This is a genomic window from Paenibacillus antibioticophila, assembly GCF_000455265.1.
Taxonomy (GTDB): Bacteria; Bacillota; Bacilli; order Paenibacillales; family Paenibacillaceae; genus Fontibacillus; species Fontibacillus antibioticophila.
Map to the genome: position 1 here is coordinate 455877 of NZ_HG005140.1, position 21509 is coordinate 477385.

Genomic DNA, 21509 nt, shown 5'->3' on the forward strand with positions numbered 1-21509 from the left:
GGCCGGGTAGACTTCAAGCAGGTTCGATTCTCCTATGTAGACGGGCAGGAGGTGCTTCATGGTCTGAATCTGCATATCCAAGAGGGGGAATTCATCGGCATTGTCGGCACCACAGGGGCCGGGAAAAGCTCTCTCGTGAACCTGTTAGCCCGTTTCTATGATGTTGATCGCGGAAGCGTGGAGATCGACGGCACCGATATTCGGCAGCTGCCTCAGCACGATCTGCACCGAACCGTGGGATTGGTCCAGCAGGAGCCTTACCTGTTCTCGGGTACGATCGTGGACAATGTCCGTCTCTTCCAGGAGCATATTACCCGCGAGGAGGTTATCAAGGCCTGCCGCCAGGTCGGCGCGCATCCGATGATCAAGCGGCTGGGACGCGGCTATGATACGAAGCTGTCCAATCGCGGAAGCGGGCTTTCCGCAGGAGAACGCCAGTTGATCTCCTTCGCCCGGATCCTGGTTTTCCGTCCGAAAATCCTCATTTTGGATGAGGCAACCGCCAATCTCGATTCTCAGACGGAGCAACTGATCCAGCATGCGTTAAGCGTCGTAGCTGCCGGCAGAACCACCCTGGTTATTGCCCATCGGCTGTCTACTGTACAGCATGCGGACCGGATTATCGTCATCGATAGCGGACGGATTGTGGAAGCAGGCTCTCATGAGCAATTGCTTCAACAGGATGGGTATTACGCCGAGCTGACGCGCCATTCGCGGTTGGAACACGACACTCCGAACGCGCGCGTCCAAGGCTAAGCGCGCACGCATTCATACAAAAGGGGCGGACCAGAAGCTCGTGAACACTAGCTTCCGGTCTGCCCCGTTTTCATTGCCGCATCCAGCTATAACCCTTCGGTTTGTGGAACACGACATCTTGTTATAGAACAACATCTTGTTACATCATCAAAACTCCTCATACTCAGCCGGGTCCTGCCCCCACAAGCGTCCTCTTCCGTCTCCATCGCCGAAGCTGCGGATCACGTTCATTTCCGCTTCTGACAGTTCAAAATCAAACAGCTCCAGATTTTCCTTCTGATGCTGCAGGGAGCCTGCCTTCGGAATCGGAATCGACCCGAGCTGAGTATGCCAGCGGAGAATCACCTGGCTTGGCGTCTTCCCATGGGCTGCCGCGATCCGAGCGATCCGGTCATCCTGCAGCATATGGTGACCGCGGCCAAGCGGACTCCAGGATTCCGGGATGATGCCGTATTCCGCATCCTTCTGACGTTGATCAGCCTGGTCAAAATAAGGATGCAGTTCGATCTGATTCAGGCTGGGTGCAACCCCCGTCTCCCGCACCAGCCGTGCATTATACTCAGGCAAGAAGTTGCTGACGCCGATGGAGCGGATATATCCCCGCTTTCTCGCTTCGATCATAGCCTGCCATGCTTCAACATAAAGGTCCTGCTTCGGGTTCGGCCAATGAATCAAATACAGGTCATAATAATCCAGCCCGGCACGATACAGCGATTCTTCAATCGTGACAAGCGCCTCTTGATAAGCATGACGGCGTCCCGGCAGCTTGGAGCAGATCAGCAGCTTCTCACGAGGAACGGAGCTTCGCTTCACGGCCTCACCGACAGCTCCTTCATTCTCGTAATTAAAGGCGGTATCGATCAGCCGGTAGCCCAGATCAATTGCTCCTGCAATCGCCTTTACACCGTCGGCGCCCTTCAAGGAATAAGTACCAAGGCCAATGGCGGGCACCTTCAAACCATCGTTCAATGTTAATTCCGGGATCTGTTGATTCATCTTTTTCAGCCTCCTTTTCTATAAATAGGTTACCCCTTCATTAATGGAATAGCAAAAGTTCGAGTAGATTCCCTGGCCGTACTGCAACAAACCCAGCACCGAATCGATACTGGGTAATGTTCCATAAAAATTTATGTTCATTTTAGGATAAGTCTCTGAGCTGCTATTTAGACTTCTTTCCGTGTTTCACATCAGGCTCCAGCCACTGCAAAATGAACTGTCCCACCAGACTGTTAGCCCAGCCGAACCATTCGCGTGTGAACTGGTCGGGATGATCCGGATGGAAGCTCTCGTGCATGAGACCTGTTCCGGCAGTGGTGGCCAGCAGTTGGTCCAGCAGGTCGAGCTGCTCCTGCTTGTCGGTGGAGGTCAAACCTTGCATAATCAATCCGATATGCCATACATAGCCCTCCGGCGTATGCGGGCTGCCTACCCCTGCGGCATGACGTCCCTTGTAGTAGTACGGGTTGTCCTCGCTAAGTACAAATTGCCGTGTACGCAAGTATTTAGGGTCGTCATAGCTGCAATAGCCGAGATAAGGCATGGACAGCAGACTTGGAACATTGGCATCATCCATCAAATTATAATTGCCGTAGCCATCGGTTTCATAGGCATAAATCCTGCCATGGCGCGGGTGTTCGACCGTTCCGTACGTCTCGATCCCGAAGCTGATCTCCGCTTCCAGCTTGCGCGCGCGTTCAGCCAGCTTGGGATCGGCATAGTAGGTTTCAGCGAAGCTGGCCAAATGACGCAGGATGACCACAGCGAACATATTGGCAGGGATCAGGTAGCCAAATTTGCAGGCATCGTCACTGGGACGGAATCCCGACCACACCATGCCTGTCACATTCGTTCTCGTGCCTCGGCCTGACAAAGGCAGTGTATCTGATGGCAAGGTAATATCATCGCGCTCAAAGCTGTAAGAAGAGCGCTCGTCGTGATATTGCTCGGTCTGCATCGTCCGCACGATAACATTCAGCATCGCATGAACTTCCTCGGTGAACACGCTGGTATCGCCAGTAGCTTCAATATAATCCTGAAGCAGTTGCACCGGGTAACAGAGCGAATCCAGCTCGAATTTGCGTTCCCAGATCCATGGACCCATCTCGGTACGGTCCTGCTGGTGTCCATGCCCATTGCCCTCCCGGTTGAAGGCATTAGCGTAAGGGTCCAGCAGCAAGCAGCGGGCCTGACGCAAGATCAAGCCCCGAATCATCTCCGCCAGTTCTTGGTCCTCGTGAGCCAAGCGGATATAAGGTCTTACCTGGGCCGATGAATCCCGCAGCCACATGGCTGGGATATCGCCGGTAATGACGAAGGTTGTTCCATCCTCCATCCGTTCTACGGTTGTATCCAGTGTGTTGCTGTAGCCATTTTTGAATAACTCGGCCAATTCCGGTTTAATCTGCGGCAGGTCAGCTACTGTTTTCTCCACCTGGCGCGAAATAGCGTTGAACATCCGTGTTTCTCTCCTTTAATCTTTTCTCTGTGTGCTTGCTACCCTTTTACGGCCCCCGCGGCGATGCCTTTAACAATATGCTTCTGCATAAGGATATAGAAAATAACAATCGGGATGGTCGATATCACAAATCCGGCCATAATTAAGTTCCATTGCTGATTATAGCTGCCATAAAAGTATTGCTGGGATAGCGGAATGGTCATTGGCTTGTGATTGCCGTAGACGAGGAATGCCACCAAAAATTCACCCCAGGCCCATAGCGCATTCAATACAGCTGCGGTCGCGGTAATTGGCTTCATCAGGGGAAATACAACCCGGAAGAACATCTGAATGCGGCTGCATCCGTCGATGGCGGCAGCTTCCTCTATCTCCTTGGACATGGTTGCGGCATAGCTTCGATACAAGAAGATCGGTACGGGCATGCCAAGGGCAATGTAGATCAGGACTAGCCCAACGGGAGAGCCCGTGAGAGAGAGTTGACGGGCAATAACGATCAGGGCCACCATGTAGACCTGGAAGGGCACAAACAAAGTGGTCATGAAGATAAGCATAATGGCGCTGGAGAACTTGCTCTTCCAACGGGCCAGTGCGTATCCCGCCAATGCCGAGACTAGAACGGTAAGCGTTGTGGTCGCGACGACTACGATAACACTGAACCATAGAGAAGAAAGAAAGTCATTATTGGTAAAGATCGTCACGTAATTATCTAAATTAAACTTCTCCGGCAATCCGATGGTGGACACCATAATCTCCGGCTTGGTCTTGAATGAATTCAGGATTACAATCACGATAGGAGCGAAGAATAGGATCGCGAGAAGCCATACAATCGTGTACAATCCTGCTTGACGCCATCCTTTTTTCTTACTTTCACCGGCAGTTTTCATCATAATTTCTCCTCCCGGGATTTCATCAGTCTGGTCAGAATTAAAGTAATACCGGCAATCAGAAGGAAGAAGATCGTCGATTGCGCTGTTGCAAGCCCGGTTTGGTTGGCACTAAAGGCCGTATTGTATATTTTCAGCACCATAGTCATCGAAGAGCCCGCCGGACCACCGGAGGTCATGGTGAACGGCAATTCGAAGATTTTAATATGAGCTGCGGTTGACAGAATCAAACACATCACAATGATCGGCGAGATGAGCGGCAGCTTAATTTTGAACAAAATGTCCTTGGTACGAGCTCCGTCGATTTTAGCAGCTTCCATCAGATCATCGGATATGCCTTGCAGCGCTGCCAGATAAATGATCATGTAATAACCGGCTACGTTCCATACCGCCGTAACGGCCAGCGCATAAATAACAATATCAGGATTGCCCAGAATCGAGGCCTGCCAGGAGGCGGGCAAATGCAGTGCTTCAAACAGGTCCGGCAAAGCATTGCTATATACGAAAGACCATACATAACCTACGACCAGCAAGCTCATCACGTTTGGGATGAAGAAGATAGAGCGCAGAAAGCTTTTGGCGCGAATTTTGGTATCCAGCAGCAAAGCCAGGATCAGGGAAATCACGTTTCCGAGTACAACAGCAGTGATCGTAAATTTCAACGTCGCACTAATCGTATCTATAAAGCTTCTATCCTTGAAGGCGGTGATATAATTCTCTAAACCAATAAACTTATAATTCGGTCTCATTCCGTAAGCGTCCGTGAAGGACAAGGAAAGACTTTGCACTACGGGGATGATGAAAAAAACAGTAAACAGCAACAAGGCGGGCAGCAATATGAGAAAGTAAAACATATTTTGGCCTTTAGGCTTCATCAATATCATTCCTTTTGCCACTGGGAGTCATTTGTGCGTGGCTTAAAGCTGAATGCCCCGGGAGAGGAACAGAATGGAGCTCGTCCCCCGGAAGGCATCCGCGCAAACATGGCATTGTCGTTGTATTATTGTCCTGAAGCCTCAACTTCCTTGGCTCTGTCCCATGCAGCATCCAAATCCTTGGCTAAGGTATCCCAGTCCGTTCTATCCAGCATGTACTTGGAGAAATCCTCCCACAGCTTGTCTGTAAATACGGAACGTAGTACACGGTCCCCATATGGAGTGAACTGACCACTGGAGATGTATTGGTTGATATCAGCAGCAATCGGATCATAATCCACGTTGACGCCATTGACAGTGGAGGATACTTTTACATTCTCTGACCAGATTTCGCCAGCCTCCTGTGAAGCAACAAACTCAAGGAATTTCTTGGCGGCATCCGCATTTTTGCTATCCTTCATGATAGACAATGAAGTGTCCGGAAATACCAGCAGCTTAGATTCTTCAGGATTATCCGAAATCGGGAAGGCCATCAGACCAATATCCGCATCAGGTCCCACTTGACGGATCGGCTCCAGCGCCCATGATCCATTGCCGTAGAAGGCGGCTTTTCCTTGTGCCAGCATAGCGTTGGCATCATCGTAGCCAATGTTGAAGGAAGCGTTGGTGTCACTGTATCCATATACATAATCCTTATGCAGATCAAATGCCAGTTTCCAGCTCTCGTCAGTGGCAATGCTAACGTCTCCGGCGTCGCGCTCCGCAGACCAATTCACATTGCGGCCAAAGACCGTCTCGGAGAACAGGGCGATCAGCGGCATATAAGCTACGGACAGGTCTTTGGAGCCTGTAGCAAAGGCAGGAATCCCCTTGGCCTTCAATGCCTCAGCCACTTGCTTCATCTCAGTCAGCGTGGTTGGAACCTCCAGATTGTTGTCCGCAAGAACAGTCTTGTTGTAGTAGAAACCAATGTATCCATTATCAATTGGCATCGCATAGATTTCATCATTGTAAAGGGCATTAGCAGCTTCGATGCTCTCTGCATTAAGATTGCTAAGGTAGCTTTCGCCCTTCAGGTCGAGCAAATATTCCGGGTCGATCTCTTTCATCCAGGTCACCAGGTCCGGCATTTCGTCAGAAGCAGCTCTGGCCCGCAGCGTCGTCTTTAGCTGATCCGCATTCATACTTTGAAGATCAACAGTGATATTAGTATTAGCGCTTTCAAAACGCTTAATAATCTCTTTAAACGCTGCTTGGCTTGCTTGCTCTTGCTTCAAAGACAGAAATTCCAGCTTAATTTTCTCTGTGCTGTCTGTACCTTGATTATTGGTATTGCCCGGTTGTGCATTGTTGTTGCCCCCGCATGCAGTCAGTACTGTGACACTCAACATAACTACAACGAGTGAAGATAACCATTTTTTCATGATGCAATTCCTCCCTTTTGTAAGCAAAGCATAAAAAACATGTATGTGAGTTGCGGGCCGCGCTCGGCCGATACGCAGTCCCGCAAAATACACCACCGTTACTTGTACAAAGGCCCTAACTGTGAGCAGGCGCGATAGTCCATGCCCATTGAGCTGTTCTCCAGGCCAAAGGCCTTCCAGTAGCTTGGTCTGAACAACCGCTCTTCCGGCACGTTGTGCATGTTGACGGGAATCCGCAACATGGCGGCGAGGGTAATCAGATCGCTGCCAATATGCCCATAGCTGAATACGCCATGATTAGCGCCCCAGTTATCCATGACGGCATAGACATTGCGGAAAGCACCGCTTCCGGTGAGATTAGGGACGAACCAGGCGGTTGGCCAGGATGGGTCGGTACGCTCATCCAGCAGCTCGTGCACATGATCCGGCAGGTCTATAGTATGACCTTCGGCAATTTGCAGCACCGGACCTAATCCGGCGACCAGGTTGATCCGGTAGAAGGTAATCGGCATGCCTCCCTTGGTTAGTACACGGCTGGAAAATCCGCCGCCCCGAAAATATCCTTGATGAGCAGCATGCCAGGTGGTTGCTTGTAAGCTGCGGTCCACTTCGTCCTGGGTGATGTCCCAGTGTGGCTTCATAGCCGGCTGGCCGTTGATTTGTTGTTCTCCGGAGCTGTCCAGCGCAACCGAGCCGGAGTTCTTCAGATGAATGACGCCGCCTGCCGCCAAGCCTTCAAGATCATATCCGGCGACCCGCTTCACAGCTTCAGGGCTCCAATAGGTCCGGACATCCACGAAGGCCTGCGCGGTATGGGTCAATAGATTCCCCAGCAGCATCGAGGCTCCGTTCAGGCTGTCATTCTCGGTAGCCATCACATAAGGAGCACGTCGGCCGTTCCAGTCGAACGAGCTGTTCAGGATCGCTTCGGAGAAGTCGCCATTGGGCAGGTAATCGTTCCAGTGGCGTTGTCCTTGAAATCCTGCAGCAATGGCTTCATGTCCCAGCGCTTCTTCCGTGAAGCCGGCTTCCGCCAGCTTCGGATTGCCTGCCATCAGATCCCGCATAATCAAGGTCATCTTCACGACGAACGCCCATACCTCATCCTTGCGTTCGCGGGAGAATCGGGTAACTTCTTCATTGTAATCGGTACCTTCCAGACAATGCTGGCGGGTCCAGGCCAGTGCGCGCTCGAATTCCTCTTGATCGAAAATCCCCAATTGAATCCGGCGGTTGATCTCGCTCATATCAACGTATTCATTACGCATGCCCAGGTACTGCTGGAAGAAGGATTCATTGACGATCGATCCGGCAATACCCATGCTGACGGAGCCAATGGCCAGATACGATTTGCCGCGCATTTGAGCGACGGCCATAGCTGACCGGGCGAATTGCAGTAGCTTAGCTTGTACATCTTCGGGAATGCTGTCATCATCCTTGTCTTGCACATGACTGCCGTAAATGCCAAAGGCGGGCAGGCCCTTCTGGTTATGTGCGGCGAGTGCTGCAGCCAGATAGACTGCACCGGAACGCTCGGAGCCGTTAAATCCCCAGATCGCCTTCGGGCGATGCGGGTCCATGTCGATGGTTTCACTGCCATAGGCCCAAGCGGGGGTTACGGAGATGGTAACGCCTACATTTTCGAGCCGGAATTGCTCGTCCGCTTGCCGGGCCTCCTTGATGCTGCTGATACATGTAGATGCGATCACGCACTCTACGGGTGCGCCGTCGCTGTAATGAAGCTGCTCGCTCAGCAACCGGGCCACCGCTTGAGCCATTGAGAGCGTTTGCGGTTCAAGCGCTTCCCTGACGTTGCCGACCCGGGCGTCAACGACCGGCCTGATACCGATCCGAATTCTGTTATCCATCACTGTTGTCTCCTTGCTGTCTTTAGGTCAGCTTCAAATACAACGCATTGTTATATTTGAAGCTTTAATCTTGGTTTATGAAAGATATGATCAAACACCAAATAGCAGCCGCCTAACGCATACTCGTATTCCAGTAATTGACCAGGCACGATGCTTAGCCGATTAAAGTGTTCCTTCAATAAATCGCTGGCCGTTTCTTGCAAGGACTTAAGCAAGATCGAACCCTCCAGGTTCGGACAGCCGCCAATCACAAAATTAGGAATTTCAAAAATGCGTGCCAGATTCACCAGGGCAAGTCCCAGGTAATGACCTGCTTCTTGCAGCAAGGAGGAGGCCAGTTCATCTCCTTCTTGTGCAAGTTGAACCAGATTCTCCAGCCGTAGTGGAAGCCGCTCAGCCGAAGCGGTATTTCCGCTTCCCTCACGGTAACGGCGAATCAGATTAAGTTCGCTGGCAAATACGTTCAAGCTGCCCTTGGGACCGCCAAGCCCTTCCGGTCCGCTGACATCCAGAATCATTTGACCGATGAAGCCTGCGTTGCCATTCTCCCCGCCATAGATCCCGTTCTTCATAAAGATCGCACTACCTACGCCAGAGCGCAGCCCAATATAGATGAAGTCTTGATTCTCGGCGGATAGATAGAAGCGCTGTTCGACCAGTCCCATCAAGTGAACATCGTTGCGCACATAAACCGGTAGATCAAGACGATCTTCCAGAATGGACTTGATGTCCACGTTATGCCAATCGTTAATCCGTTCGATGAAGATGGACAAGCCGTTATTCTTGTCGACCACACCGGACATACCGATGCCAATGCCTTCGATCTTCAGCCGATTTACGCCAGATTCCTCAATCAACCGGGCAATTTCATCGGATAGACGATCGGTGATGTATTCCACCGAGCTATCGAGCGGATAATCATAGTGGCGCGAGGCCAGAATCTCGCCATTGGAGTTGGCCATTGCAATCCGCACCTGCGGGAACTCAAAGTCAACTCCGATGCCGTAGTATGCATCTGAATTAATAGCGAGCAATGCTGCTGCTCTGCCCCCGGTGGACTCGGCAAGTCCGCCCTTGATAATGATATGGTCGTCGGTTAATTCCTTGACCGAATTAATGACCGTAGGCCGGCTCAAATTCGTCTTCTTCACAATATCCTCAACGGTGATTGGCTGGTAGCTGGATATGCATTGCAATACCAAATACTTGTTGGCTTCTTTTAAAATTTTGGAATTATTCTTTCCCAATCCGTTTCACCCTTTGCAAAAATAATACGCCCTCTTAATTATAAGCAAATCTACCTTCTTCTTATAGAGCAGGCATTATTTTTCGCTTTTAGGCACGCTTTCATTTGTTCATTTCTTACTGCGGCATTGTGTTTGATCGGGCTTGATGATGCCAGTATAGCAAGAACGAAAAGTTTTGTAAACACATTTTACTAAAGTGTTTTTTAAATGTGTTATTGAAAACTATTTTGTTTATGTTACAATGACTCTCGTAAGGCCTAAAACGCTATCATTAGGACGGTGACAAGATGAGTAATCACAAACTGGCGCAATTGCTTGCGCAAAAATCCGATCAATTAATTCAAGGCTGTATCAAGGTGGCTCATGATGGTACGAAATTATTTACCCCTGACGGGATTGCTAGTTATGATGCGCTGTGGGTGCGCGATTTTGCTTATATGGTTGAATACGCTTCCGAGTTCCTCCAACCGGATGATATCCGGGCCGCGATTGACTTCGTTATAGGAGGGCGGCGCGAGGACGGCTGGCTGCCTGACCGTATTTATGCCGACGGATTAGGCGTGTATGCCGCAGGTGTGGTAGAGAAGCCGGTGGGGGAAGCCAATCTGGATAATACACCGTTCCTGGCGTATGTCGTATATTTCTATCTCCAGTCTCTGGACGAAGCGAAAGCTCGCCAGCTATTCGGCAAGTGGGCTGGGGCTCTCGATCAAGGCATGTCGCTGATTCCGCTTAGTATGGAAGGACTAGTCTACAATGATCCGGCCAAGCCGCATTCTCCATATGGATTTACCGATACCATCGGCAAGACCGGCGAGCTGTTCATGGAATCGCTCCTCTTCTGGCGGGCCTGCCGCTTCCTGCAGGAATTGCACGAGAAGTACGGGCAATCGGCTGTAGCCAAGTCATATCGTGAGCAGGCGGCCGCGATTGAACGGAGTATCTTCAAGCTCTACGATTCGTCCCGCAAGGGCTTCTACGCGGCTACCGGGGAGTGCAGGCAACTGGACATCTGGGGCATCGCATATTTGCTGTACATTGGCTTCCCGGCGGACGACATCCGTGAGGATCTCCTGACCTTCCTGCATGATAACTATGAGGCCTATGCCTACAAGGGCCAAATTCGTCATCTGCTGCAAGGGGAATACTGGGAGCGTCTGCTCATCGATGTACCGCATGAGGAATATCAGAATGGAGCTTATTGGGCAACGGCCAGCGGCTGGGTGATCTGGTGTCTGGCTCAGAAGGATGGCAAGCTCGCGGCTCAAGCCTTGAAGGATGTGGCGGACAGCTTCGTGAACGACGGCATCTTCGAGTGCTTGAATGAAGGCTACAGCAAGCTGGACAGCTTCGTCGTCAGCGCGACCAATGTGTATGGAGCATATCAACGGTTGGTGCAGGAGCAAGCGCAGGCCTTCATCCAGGCCGTGGATGAACTGGAGCAGCTCTAATGTCAGCCCGGGATCAAGTGCTGGTGGCTGGAAGTGCCAACATTGACATCATGCTCCAGGTTCCACGCACGCCACATCAGGGCGAGTCGCTGGTGGTGGCCGGGCAGCGCACCGGACTTGGCGGCAAGGGCTCTAACCGGGCCATTGCCTTACAGCGGCTGGGGCTGGACGTGCAGTTCTGCTGCAAGCTGGGACAAGATAGCAGCGGGGACCTTGTATTTAGCAAGCTACAGGCTGAAGGAATCGGAACCCGGCTGGTGAAGCGGGATGAGCATGTCGGTACGGGAACCGCTTATATCATGGTTGAACCCAGCGGCAAAAATACGATTTTGTCTTATTTGGGCGCGAACAATGCTTTTACCCAGACGGATATTAACGAGATCGTGGATCAATTGTCGTCTTTCTCATTTTTATCCCTGGAGCTGGAGTGCAGCCTTTCCTTAATTGAGCAACTGCTATATCACGGTCGGAAGCAGGAAAAGGTCATCATTGTGGACGCAGGACCTGTGCGTGAGATCGAGCTTAGTGAATTTCGGGATGTGGACGTGTTCAGCCCGAATGAGACGGAGGCGGCTCAGTGGACGGGCTTTGCCGTAGATACGGAAGCAGCGGCGCGCGAGGCTTGCCGCTACTTGTATGAGGCAACGGGCAGTAAGCGGGTGTTGCTCAAGCGTGGAGAGGATGGCGCTATGCTGTATGATGGTCAGGATATCCGGAACTTCCCTGCCTACCGCGAGGCGGGACAAGTGGTCGATACCACGGCGGCAGGAGATTGCTTCATGGGCGCATTGACGTTAGGTATGGCCCGGAAGATGCCGCTGGACCAGGCTATTTATTATGCCAACGTGGCAGCGGCCATTGCGGTGACCCGGTCGGGTGCGGCTACTTCGCTGCCAACGGGAGCAGAGGCGGATGAGATGTTCACCAAGGCTTGTGAAGGGGGTTACGTCAAGTGACAAACAAACTATCGTTATCCATTATGTGCGCGGATCAGCTTAACCTGAAGGGAGCGCTGGAGGATGCGGCGCACATTCGGGCGAACTTTATTCATGCCGATATTATGGACGGCAACTTCGTGCATAACATCACGCTGGGCTTCGACCAACTGCGGATGCTGGCCGAGAACTCGTCTGTTCCGGTGGATGCCCACCTGATGGTCAGTAATCTGGATATGGCGATTCCGCTGGTGCTTGATACGGGATGCAGCCATGTCTGCTTCCATATCGAGGCAACCCATACGCCGATCCGTTATTTGCGTCAAATCCGCGAGAGCGGCAAGCAGGCCGGGATAGCTATCAATCCGCACGGCTCTATCGACTTCTTGCAGCATTTGCATCAGTACGTGGATTACGTCCTGGTCATGACTGTAGAGCCTGGCTTTGCCGGGCAGAAGTTCCTGGAGCATACGGCGCTGAAGATCAAGGAAATCCGTGAGCTGATCGGTCCGAACAAGGACATTATGGTCGACGGCAATATCGGTCTGGACAGTGCCCGGCTCTGCCGCGAGTACGGAGCTAACGTATTTGTACTCGGCACCTCGGTAGCCTATAGCCAGCAGCAGATCAATGAAGCACAGATCCAGACCTTCCGCGATAAGCTTGATGTTCCGGTACAGTGATCGTGCCGATTGGCAACCCTCGAGTTAAAATCATATCACAAGCAAGTGACTGTGCGCTGGGATGCGTCTGTTCACTTGCTTTTTTGCCATTTACAACGAAAAAAATTCAGTTTAAGTGCGTTCATCTAATATCGACTCCGGATATGTCATCGTATCGGTTGTGGTCTCCTCAATCAGCCCGTTGTCCCGGGTTACATTTCCGCCTCCGAGTCCTTCGTTGATCATACGGTCAATGTCCAGAAAATACTCTTCCCTGCTGTCCTTGTCTTTTTGCTTACGCGTTGTCATCTTGCATGCGCTCCTCTATATGGTGATTGATCTGTCCATAACAGTGTGCCCGGAGTCGGAAAGATCATTCTACTTTTCTTTTATAGCAAAAATATACGTTTTTCCCCCTGATTCCCACGTTGCATCGATTTTGAAGCCTCTGTAATTCATTTTACCGGGTTCAAACTGTGAATTTAGGGCAGATGTTGTGTTCTTGCCAAGAACAAAGCTGAAACTATTATTTTTATTAGTCAAGGAAGTCTCAGGAGATAGCTTGTCCGGATATAAATAATTGCCATCAGAACTGAGCAAGATATCTTTAACTGTAACCTCGATGGGTTGATCTCCCTCAAATTTCAGGAGCACTGTCTCTGTTGTCTTTATACTTTTGATTTCAGCCAAAGATTCATCTGCAAAGAAGGCTTTGAAGGTATCCATCGAATTCAGTTCCTGATTTACGGGGGTACAAGCAATTACATGTTCTCCGGCAATTACTCTGAGTTTATGCTCTTCGCTCATTTCCCTTACTTCTTCATTGTCTCCTGTACAGCCACTCAACCCCAACAAAAACAGCAGAAGCACTACACCTTGTTTGATATAAAACAACTCCTTTACTTCATTTCAATTTTTTAAAAATTTCCTGTTGCTGTTTGACCATGTTCCTGCTAATATAAAAGAGCATTAATTTTGGAAAGCTAATATTCGGTATATTTCAGGAGTCTTTCCAAGCAGATAATTTTTGACCACTTCCCTTTTGGGGTAAGTTAAGGCCATACGGACAGCCGGGTCAAATGCCGATTGGCAACCCTCGAGTTGCCTTATTGATTGAGTTAAAAGCTCAAATTTTATAAGTTGGTTACTTTACAACCAGTGCATTTGCACATCAACTTGTGAAACGGTCAATAAGAGTGGTAAAGGCGATTATTTGCTATATAGACTCTGATCAACGGGATATATTTGAATATTAAGGGACTTTCCATGAGATCTAGGATTTTATGGACTGGCGGATGACGGCCGAGGACTGGCCTGCGTCTGTCATTAGAGCTTTCTTAATATTGAAATCATATCACAAGCAAGTGACTGTGCGCTGGGGTGCGTCTGTTCACTTGCTTTTTTTGCGCCGTTTACAACGAAAAAAATTCAGTTTAAGTGCGAGTTCAAAAGTCACAAAAGATGACTTTTTGAACATCCTCTTACAGGACAGGAGAATGATGAACAATGGGAAAAGCGTTAATTATCGGATGTGGCGGCGTGGCTTCAGTAGCCATTCATAAATGCGTCCAAAACAGTGAAGTATTTGAAGAAATCTGCATCGCCAGCCGGACGAAGTCCAAATGTGACGACCTGAAGGCCAAGCTCGACGGAGGCAAGACCAAGATTACGACCGCTCAAGTCGATGCTAACAATGTTGATGAGCTGATTGCGCTCATTAACGAAGTGAAGCCTGACATCGTGATGAACCTGGCTCTTCCTTATCAGGACCTGACGATTATGGACGCTTGCCTGGCAACCAAGACCAACTACATGGATACCGCGAACTATGAGCCGGAGGATACGGCGAAATTTGAATACAAATGGCAATGGGAATACCGGGAGCGCTTCGAGCAAGCCGGAATTACCGCCCTGCTGGGCAGCGGCTTCGATCCGGGTGTAACTGGCGTCTTCTCCGCTTACGCGCTGAAGCACTATTTTGACGAGATTGAATATATCGACATTCTGGACTGCAATGCCGGCGATCATGGCTATCCGTTTGCAACCAACTTCAACCCTGAGATCAATATCCGTGAAGTATCGGCTAACGGAAGATACTGGGAGAACGGGGAATGGATCGAGACGAAGCCGATGGAAATCAAGCGCGTCTACAACTTCCCGGAAGTCGGCGAAAAAGATATGTACCTGCTGTACCATGAGGAGCTTGAGTCCCTTGCAGAGAACATTCCTGGCTTGAAGCGCATTCGCTTCTTCATGACCTTCGGTCAAAGCTACCTTACCCACTTGAAATGCCTGGAGAATGTCGGCATGACCTCGATCGAGCCGATCGAATTCGAAGGCAAGCAGATCATTCCGCTGCAATTCCTGAAGGCTGTGCTGCCTGATCCGTCGTCCCTCGGTCCTCGTACCAAGGGCAAGACGAATATCGGCTGCATCTTCAAGGGGAAGAAAGACGGCAAGGATAAAATGTACTACGTATACAATGTGTGCGACCATGAGGCCTGCTTCAAGGAAGTCGGCTCTCAGGCTGTAGCTTATACTACCGGCGTCCCTGCCATGATCGGTGCGATGATGCTGATGACAGGGAAATGGAACAAACCGGGCGTGTACAATATTGAAGAGTTTGATCCGGATCCATTCATGGATGCGTTGAATAAATGGGGATTGCCATGGCAGGAGAGCTTCGATCCGGAGCTGGTGGATGCCTATCCGGAGGACCAACCCTCTTCCGAGACTGCACGGGAAACGGAGTTCGTAAGATAAAATGCGCTTTGATGACCTGCCTACACCATGTTATGTAGTAGACGAGAGTCTGCTGGAAAAAAACCTGAAGATTCTAGGCGGTATCATGGAACGCACCGGGGCCAAGATCATTTTGGCCCAGAAGGCGTTCTCGATGTACACCACCTACCCGCTGATCGGCAAATACCTGAGCGGTACAGCTGCCAGCGGCTTGTATGAGGCCCGTCTGGGGCATGAGGAAATGGGCAAGGAGAATCATGTGTTTGCCCCTGCCTACCGGGATGATCAAATGGATGAAATTGTGGAGCTGTGCGACCATGTTATCTTCAATTCGTTCTCCCAGGTGGAGAAGTATCGGGAAAAGGTGCTTGCGGCCGGAAAAAAAATCGGTCTGCGCATCAATCCGGAATGCTCCACTCAAGTAGGTCATGATATTTACAACCCTTGTGCCATTGGCTCCCGGTTCGGCGTAACGATCGGGCAATTCCGTCCAGAGCTGATGGAAGGCGTCTCCGGCTTCCACTTCCATACTCTGTGCCAGCAGGATTCTGATGATCTCGCGACAACGCTCGATGCGATTGAAGAGAAATTCGGTCCTTGGCTCTCGGAGCTGGAGTGGATCAACTTCGGCGGCGGTCATCATATTACCCGTGAGGACTATAATATTCCCCTGCTGGAGCAATGCATCAAGCGGATGCAGGAGAAATACGGTCTGGAGGTCTATCTGGAGCCGGGCGAAGCAGTAGCCTTGAACGCCGGATTCCTGATCACCACTGTACTGGATACGATGCATAATGGAATGGACATCGCTATCGTCGATGCTTCCGCCTCCTGCCATATGCCGGATGTGCTGGAAATGCCTTACCGCCCGCCGCTGCTCGGCTCCGGTGAGCCTGGGGAAAAGGCGCATACCTATCGTCTGGGCGGACCAACTTGTCTTTCGGGCGATAACATCGGCGATTATTCGTTCGACCAGCCGCTCAAGCCAGGCGACCGCCTGGTGTTCGGCGACATGGCCATCTACTCGATGGTGAAGAACACCACCTTTAACGGCATGCCGCTGCCTGCCCTGGTTTACCAAGACAAGAACGGTGATTGTGAAGTGATTCATGCATTTGGCTATGAGGACTTCAAGATGAGATTGGCTTAAAAAAGATAAAGCGCGAGGGCTGCGGCCTTCGCGCTTTTTTTGAGTGATGTATTAGTTCGAGGTCGTGGAGTACTACACTAACTCAATCCCCATCCTCCGCTCCTGCAATACCGGATATTCCATTCCTGTAGTCGACAAAAGGCAGCTACTTGTACGGCTTAGCCAACGGTCGAGACCACATTCCCTTCCTGATCCTTGATATAAGTTTTCACGATTTGAATAATTAACCCGTCATAAGAGGATAACTCGATGGCACCTTCTTTGGCTTGCAGCTTCTGGGACAGCTCAGCGGAGATCTCCGGACTCAGATACAATCGGACAATCTCCTCACCCTTTTCGTAAGAGGTTGCTTCTGCAGACTCCAGAATGATCTGGCAATCGCGGCTGGCCAGGGTCAAGTCCTTGCCCTTTAGCAGCCGTCCCCGCAGCAGCTTGCCCACTGTCTCAGCCTGCTTGGCTCCCAGGGTCAGCTTGGCTGGCGTCTTGCCGAATAACTTCTTCTTGCCAGGCTCAAAGGCCAGTTGGTCGACAAACAGGAATCCCGTATTGGATCCATCTCGCTCAATCCCTTGCTCTACAGCCTCGGCAATAGCAGGAATTTGCAGCATGGAGTCCCGCGACAAATCGGTGATATACCCCGGAATGACGGATTGTCCCGCTTCCAGCAGACCTGTGGTACTCCAGGTTTTCATCGCCTCAAGCTCATCCCCAGAAATACCGATCATCTGCAGAAATTCCACTCTGCCGTGGGGAGTATGTATAGCCGGTAGCTCAGGGTCTTCTGTGAAAGCCAACGCCGTCAACAGCGTGTCCGCTCCCAGGCAGATAGGCCCATTGGCATCCATGTAGTCGCCGTCCGCAAAGATATTTCCACTGTTAAAGACGTAACGTCCCATATTTTGCAGCAGATTCAGCGCCCACATCGGAGGCTGGTCCTCATCTTCTTGCCGGGCAACACGAAAGGTAAGCTCAAATCCATAGCCGCTGTAAGCCGTATCCTCGGATTCCTTGTCATACAGCTCAGAGAAGCCAAAAGTGACGATATGCCAATGCGGAACCGGATGGGTGGCTTTGTACGCGCTAAGACCGTCCAGCGGGTCATTTCCTCCAAGCTGATAGGGAAGTGAAGTGCCGTAATGCTTAGGCTCCTGTTCCCCATATAGACGCTTCATCTGCTCCTCGATCGCGTCCCAACCAACTGCAACATCCTCGCTCATGTAATCCCTCCACAATCTCTTGTCTTATTTCATTCAGTATAAGTCTTCCATAGATTTACATTCAACTCTATAGCCCTATCGGATGAGAAAAGGATTCCTTTGTCCTAGCTTAAATAGACCCATTGGCATAAATACTCGAGTGAGCCAATGGGTCTATGAGATGTTAGGAAATGAAGTTGTACCGGTAAGCAAAAGAAAACGAACCCGGTCTAGCTGCCAAATTGCGCCTGATGCAAACGGCTGTAGACGCCGCCTGCCGTCACAAGCTCCTGATGTCTTCCCTGCTCTGCAATGCCCTCGGCGGTAACGACCACAATCCGGTCGGCCTCCTTGATCGTCGCAAGACGATGGGCAATGATCAGCGTTGTCCGGCCTTGCGACAGCTCCATCAAGGACTGCTGGATGGCCTGCTCCGTCTCGGTGTCAAGTGCGGAGGTCGCCTCGTCAAGGATGAGAATGGGCGGATTCTTCAGGAACATCCGGGCAATGGCAAGACGCTGCTTCTGTCCTCCGGACAGCTTCACGCCCCGTTCCCCGATCACCGTATCCATGCCTTGCTCCAGCGTGCGGATGAACTCATCCAGATGTGCGCGCCTTGCGGCCTCCCACACCTCTTCCTCCGAAGCTCCCAGCTTGCCGTACAGGATGTTCTCGCGAATGGTCCCGGAGAACAGAAATACATCCTGCTGTACAATCCCGATCTGACTGCGCAGCGAGTCTTGTGTTACCTGACGAATATCGACACCATCAATGGTAATCGCTCCGCTCTCCACCTCATAGAATCGGGGCAGCAGACTGCACAGTGTTGTCTTCCCGGCGCCGGACGGCCCGACGAAGGCAATCGTTTCGCCCTTGCGAATGGTCAGGCTCACCCCGTTCAGCACCTTCTGATCTTCATCGTATCCGAAGGTAACCTGCTCATAACGGATCTCCCGCTCGAACGGCTTCATCTCCCCAGCACCCGGGGTATCCTCTACATCCGGTTCCATATCGAGCAATTCCGTATACCGTTTAAATCCGGCAAAGCCTTGTGGATAGCTCTCCACAATGGCATTGATCTTCTCTATCGGACGGAAGAAGACGTTGGTCAGCAAGAGAAAGCCAACGAATTCGCCGTAGGAGAGCTGGTCCTGAATCACGAACCAGGTGCCACAGACCATAACGAATACTGTCACGAACCGCATCATCACATAGCTGATGGAACCGTTGCGGGCAATCAGCTTGTAGGAAGCCAGCTTTGTGAGGCGAAACCGATTGTTGTTCACAGCGAACTGAGCTTCCTCATGAGCCTCATTCGAGAATGCCTTCACTACGCGGATACCTCCGACGTTATCCTCAATGCGAGCATTGAAATCGCCGATATCGCTGAATAGCTGATGAATGGCCTTGGTCATTTTCTGATTGAAATAGATGACAACCCACAGAATGGCCGGAACGACAACAAAGGTCAGTAAGGCGAGCTGCCAGTTAATAGATAACATTAATGCAAAAGAACCCGCCAGTGTCATCACTGCAATGAACAAATCCTCCGGTCCGTGATGCGCCATCTCGCCGATCATGTTCATATCATTGGTCAGACGTCCGATCAGGTGGCCCGTCTTCGTATTGTCAAAGAAACGGAATGACAGCTTCTGAATATGGGCAAACAGCTTATGGCGCATATCAGTCTCGATATTAATTCCCAGCATATGGCCCCAATAGTTGACCACATAAGTTAGTATGGCGCTTAAGGCATACAGCACGATCAGGCCGATTGAGGCCCAGACGACAATGTCCCATTTCCCCCCTGGCAGCAAATCATCAACGAACATATTAACTGCCATCGGGAAGGCGAGTTCCAGCAAACCGGCGATAATGGCACAGCCAAAATCGAGGAGAAACAACCATTTGTAGGGCTGGTAATAGGCAAAAAATCTGCGGATCAACGGATATACAACCCCTTTCGGCGTTTCCGCCCCTCTAGCTCATGTATTTTTATTTAAACAAATCCGGGTACATCTCACGGGCCAGCTTCTCCATCCCGTCAATCGTGTTGTAGCTGTATCCGAACATATAGTTGTAATCCACCGCAAAAATCTGCTTATTCTTGATCGCTTTCATGCTAGAGAGCTTCGGATTACTGTAGAGCGCATCCTTGAGCACCTGGGCGCCTGTACTGTCATCGCCCGTCCAGTCCGGAATAATCAATACGTCAGGGTCGGCATCAATGAGACTTTCCACAGTGACCTCTCCAGGGGTATCCTTGAAGATATTATCCAGCTTGACCATATTGAACGAGTCATTAAAGAAGGTCTCCTTCTGGGCTGCATATACATAAACCTCATTCGGATCGCTCATATGCAAATAAGCAAACGTCTTCTGCTCTGTAATACTGGACAAGCGGGAGGCAATCTCCTCCTGACGGTCCTTCAATTGCTTGGCAAAAGCAGCGGCCTTGTCCTCCACATCGAATATTTTTCCGAGGTTTTCGATATCCTTATATATTGAAGCATAACTTCCCCCGGTTACCGATGATTCCCATACATACGTCTTGACGCCGATCTCATTCAAGGAATCTACCGTTCCTACGCCCCAGTCGGCATTATCGAACAGTCCGCCCCGGCCGTAGACCAAATCCGGGTTCGTCCCCAAAGTGACTTCCTTGCCAACATATTCATCCGCGAGAATGTTCAGCTTGCTATATTCCTCTTCCACCGTCGTGTCAGGAGCTCCAAAGTTTGCCCCGACTCCAACAATTTTGTCGCCCAGTCCCAGATGCAACAGCAACTCGGCTGCCGGTCTTGTGTTCGCCATGACGCGTTCAGGAGCTTTGTCGAATACCTGCTCCTTCGGTTCCCACTCTGTACCCCCCTCGGCCTTGGCAAAGTTCTGGATGGTGATCGGATATTTACTGGCCTCCGGGGCCGGTGTCTCCGATTGTTGTGTTCCGGTGGGTTCAGCCGTATTACCACAAGCACTCAACGCTAAAGCCAGTGTTAATGCAGCGCTCACCATGACAAATCTATTTTTCATCGCTGATTTTCTCTTCATATTGAAGTTTCTCCCCCTTAAAATGTTCCGTAGTGTTCTTAAAATATTCTTTAGATGCCATAAGCAAAACCCAGTCCATGTGTGACCGGATTAATATAGGTTTGGCATTTGACTTGATACAACGATTCGATGGTCTCCGGCGTCAATACCTGCTCAGGTGTTCCGTGGGCATAGATTTCCCCCTGCTTGACGGCATAAATGTAGTCGCAGTAATACGCGGCCATCTCCAGGTCGTGCAGGGCGGCCAGCACGCCGATATTCAGTTCCTTGACACAGGATAGAATCTCTAGCTGATAGCGGATATCCAGGTGATTCGTGGGCTCGTCCAGAACCATGAATTGCGGCTGCTGGGCAATCGTTCTGGCCAAGATCACCCGCTGCTTCTCACCGCCGGATAGGGACAAATAACTGCGATCCTTGTAATGGAGCAAATTCGTTCTGGCGAGCGCATCCTCCACAATGTCATAGTCTTCTTGTTTATCCGACTCTAGCAGCTTCTTATGGGGGGTGCGTCCCAGCATCACCATCTGGTGTACACTCAGATCAAAATTCATTTCATTGAATTGCCCCACGACGCCCAAGCGGCGGGACACCTTTTTCTCCGTGGTGTTCAGAATATCCATGTCGCCTAGATGGACTGTGCCGCTCTGGGGAACGATACTCTTGTAAATGCTCTTGAGCAGCGTTGATTTCCCGCAACCATTTGGCCCGATCAGGCCTACGAACTGACGCTTCTTCACCAGAATCGAGACGTTTCTCACAATCTCTTTCTTGCCGATACTGACGCCCATTCCTTGCGCGCTCAATTCCATT

19 protein-coding genes are annotated in these 21509 nt (G+C 50.8%); 6 read left to right on the top strand and 13 right to left on the bottom strand.

The features are described from left to right. Positions 1-756: ABC transporter ATP-binding protein (locus TX85_RS27640; protein ID WP_044480515.1), on the top strand; the 756-nt coding region annotated here is incomplete at its 5' end. Positions 757-903: 147 nt separating this feature from the next. On the opposite strand, the gene TX85_RS15930 is transcribed toward TX85_RS27640, so the two are convergent. The 7 genes from TX85_RS15930 to TX85_RS15960 form a co-directional block, all read right to left on the bottom strand. Then, positions 904-1752 (bottom strand): aldo/keto reductase, encoded by an 849-nt coding sequence (locus tag TX85_RS15930; RefSeq protein WP_044480516.1) that lies wholly within the window; start codon positions 1750-1752, stop codon positions 904-906. Between the two features lie 163 nt (positions 1753-1915). Next, positions 1916-3211, bottom strand: coding sequence for a glycoside hydrolase family 125 protein (locus TX85_RS15935; protein ID WP_044480517.1), 1296 nt, complete (start codon positions 3209-3211; stop codon positions 1916-1918). A 38-nt stretch (positions 3212-3249) separates the two neighbouring features. Further along, a complete protein-coding gene (locus TX85_RS15940) occupies positions 3250-4098 on the bottom strand; it encodes a carbohydrate ABC transporter permease (protein ID WP_049894998.1) in 849 nt (282 codons plus the stop codon). Next, positions 4095-4949, bottom strand: a complete 855-nt coding sequence (locus tag TX85_RS15945; protein ID WP_158297346.1) for a carbohydrate ABC transporter permease — start codon at positions 4947-4949, stop codon at positions 4095-4097. The genes TX85_RS15940 and TX85_RS15945 overlap by 4 nt, the downstream gene beginning before the upstream one ends. A 146-nt stretch (positions 4950-5095) precedes the next feature. Beyond that, positions 5096-6394 carry an ABC transporter substrate-binding protein gene (locus tag TX85_RS15950; protein ID WP_044480520.1) on the bottom strand — a complete coding sequence of 433 codons (1299 nt, stop codon included), beginning with the start codon at positions 6392-6394 and terminating at the stop codon, positions 5096-5098. A gap of 98 nt (positions 6395-6492) precedes the next feature. Beyond that, positions 6493-8262 carry an L-fucose isomerase gene (locus tag TX85_RS15955; protein WP_044480522.1) on the bottom strand — a complete coding sequence of 590 codons (1770 nt, stop codon included), beginning with the start codon at positions 8260-8262 and terminating at the stop codon, positions 6493-6495. A 50-nt stretch (positions 8263-8312) separates the two neighbouring features. Further along, positions 8313-9509, bottom strand: coding sequence for an ROK family protein (locus TX85_RS15960; RefSeq protein WP_044480523.1), 1197 nt, complete (start codon positions 9507-9509; stop codon positions 8313-8315). A 287-nt stretch (positions 9510-9796) separates the two neighbouring features. On the opposite strand from TX85_RS15960, the gene TX85_RS15965 reads away from it, so the two are divergent. The 3 genes from TX85_RS15965 to TX85_RS15975 are packed head-to-tail and all read left to right on the top strand — an operon-like array spanning position 9797 to position 12578. Further along, entirely contained in the window at positions 9797-10960 is a 1164-nt protein-coding gene (locus TX85_RS15965) for a glucosidase family protein (protein WP_044480524.1), read from the top strand. Continuing rightward, the gene (locus TX85_RS15970) at positions 10960-11916 is read left to right on the top strand and encodes a ribokinase (RefSeq protein WP_044480525.1); all 957 of its coding nucleotides are present in this window, start codon (positions 10960-10962) and stop codon (positions 11914-11916) included. The genes TX85_RS15965 and TX85_RS15970 overlap by 1 nt, the downstream gene beginning before the upstream one ends. Next, positions 11913-12578, top strand: a complete 666-nt coding sequence (locus tag TX85_RS15975) for a ribulose-phosphate 3-epimerase (RefSeq protein ID WP_049895000.1) — start codon at positions 11913-11915, stop codon at positions 12576-12578. Before TX85_RS15970 ends, TX85_RS15975 begins: the two co-directional genes overlap by 4 nt. 111 nt (positions 12579-12689) lie before the next feature. On the opposite strand, the gene TX85_RS27060 is transcribed toward TX85_RS15975, so the two are convergent. Both TX85_RS27060 and TX85_RS15980 read right to left on the bottom strand, forming a co-directional pair. Beyond that, the gene (locus tag TX85_RS27060) at positions 12690-12866 is read right to left on the bottom strand and encodes a hypothetical protein (protein ID WP_187375167.1); all 177 of its coding nucleotides are present in this window, start codon (positions 12864-12866) and stop codon (positions 12690-12692) included. 69 nt (positions 12867-12935) lie between these two features. Next, positions 12936-13451: a hypothetical protein gene (locus tag TX85_RS15980; protein ID WP_044480526.1), complete on the bottom strand. Its 516-nt coding sequence runs from the start codon at positions 13449-13451 to the stop codon at positions 12936-12938. Positions 13452-14063: 612 nt separating this feature from the next. On the opposite strand from TX85_RS15980, the gene TX85_RS15985 reads away from it, so the two are divergent. Next, on the top strand, positions 14064-15320 hold the full coding sequence (locus tag TX85_RS15985) for a saccharopine dehydrogenase family protein (protein WP_044480527.1): 1257 nt from the start codon (positions 14064-14066) through the stop codon (positions 15318-15320). A gap of 1 nt (position 15321) precedes the next feature. Beyond that, complete coding sequence (gene nspC / locus TX85_RS15990; protein ID WP_044480528.1) at positions 15322-16449, top strand: carboxynorspermidine decarboxylase; 1128 nt, start codon at positions 15322-15324, stop codon at positions 16447-16449. Positions 16450-16607: 158 nt separating this feature from the next. Here the strand turns inward: nspC and TX85_RS15995 are convergent, their stop codons facing one another. The 4 genes from TX85_RS15995 to TX85_RS16010 all read right to left on the bottom strand — a co-directional run bounded on the left by TX85_RS15995 (position 16608) and on the right by TX85_RS16010 (position 21508). Then, positions 16608-17666: a suppressor of fused domain protein gene (locus tag TX85_RS15995; protein ID WP_044480529.1), complete on the bottom strand. Its 1059-nt coding sequence runs from the start codon at positions 17664-17666 to the stop codon at positions 16608-16610. 209 nt (positions 17667-17875) lie between these two features. Beyond that, positions 17876-19591 (bottom strand): ABC transporter ATP-binding protein, encoded by a 1716-nt coding sequence (locus TX85_RS16000; protein WP_044480530.1) that lies wholly within the window; start codon positions 19589-19591, stop codon positions 17876-17878. A 49-nt stretch (positions 19592-19640) separates the two neighbouring features. Continuing rightward, positions 19641-20660 carry an ABC transporter substrate-binding protein gene (locus tag TX85_RS16005; protein ID WP_392391848.1) on the bottom strand — a complete coding sequence of 340 codons (1020 nt, stop codon included), beginning with the start codon at positions 20658-20660 and terminating at the stop codon, positions 19641-19643. An 86-nt stretch (positions 20661-20746) separates the two neighbouring features. After that, positions 20747-21508, bottom strand: a complete 762-nt coding sequence (locus TX85_RS16010) for an ABC transporter ATP-binding protein (protein ID WP_044480531.1) — start codon at positions 21506-21508, stop codon at positions 20747-20749. Between the last annotated feature and the right edge of the window lies 1 nt (position 21509).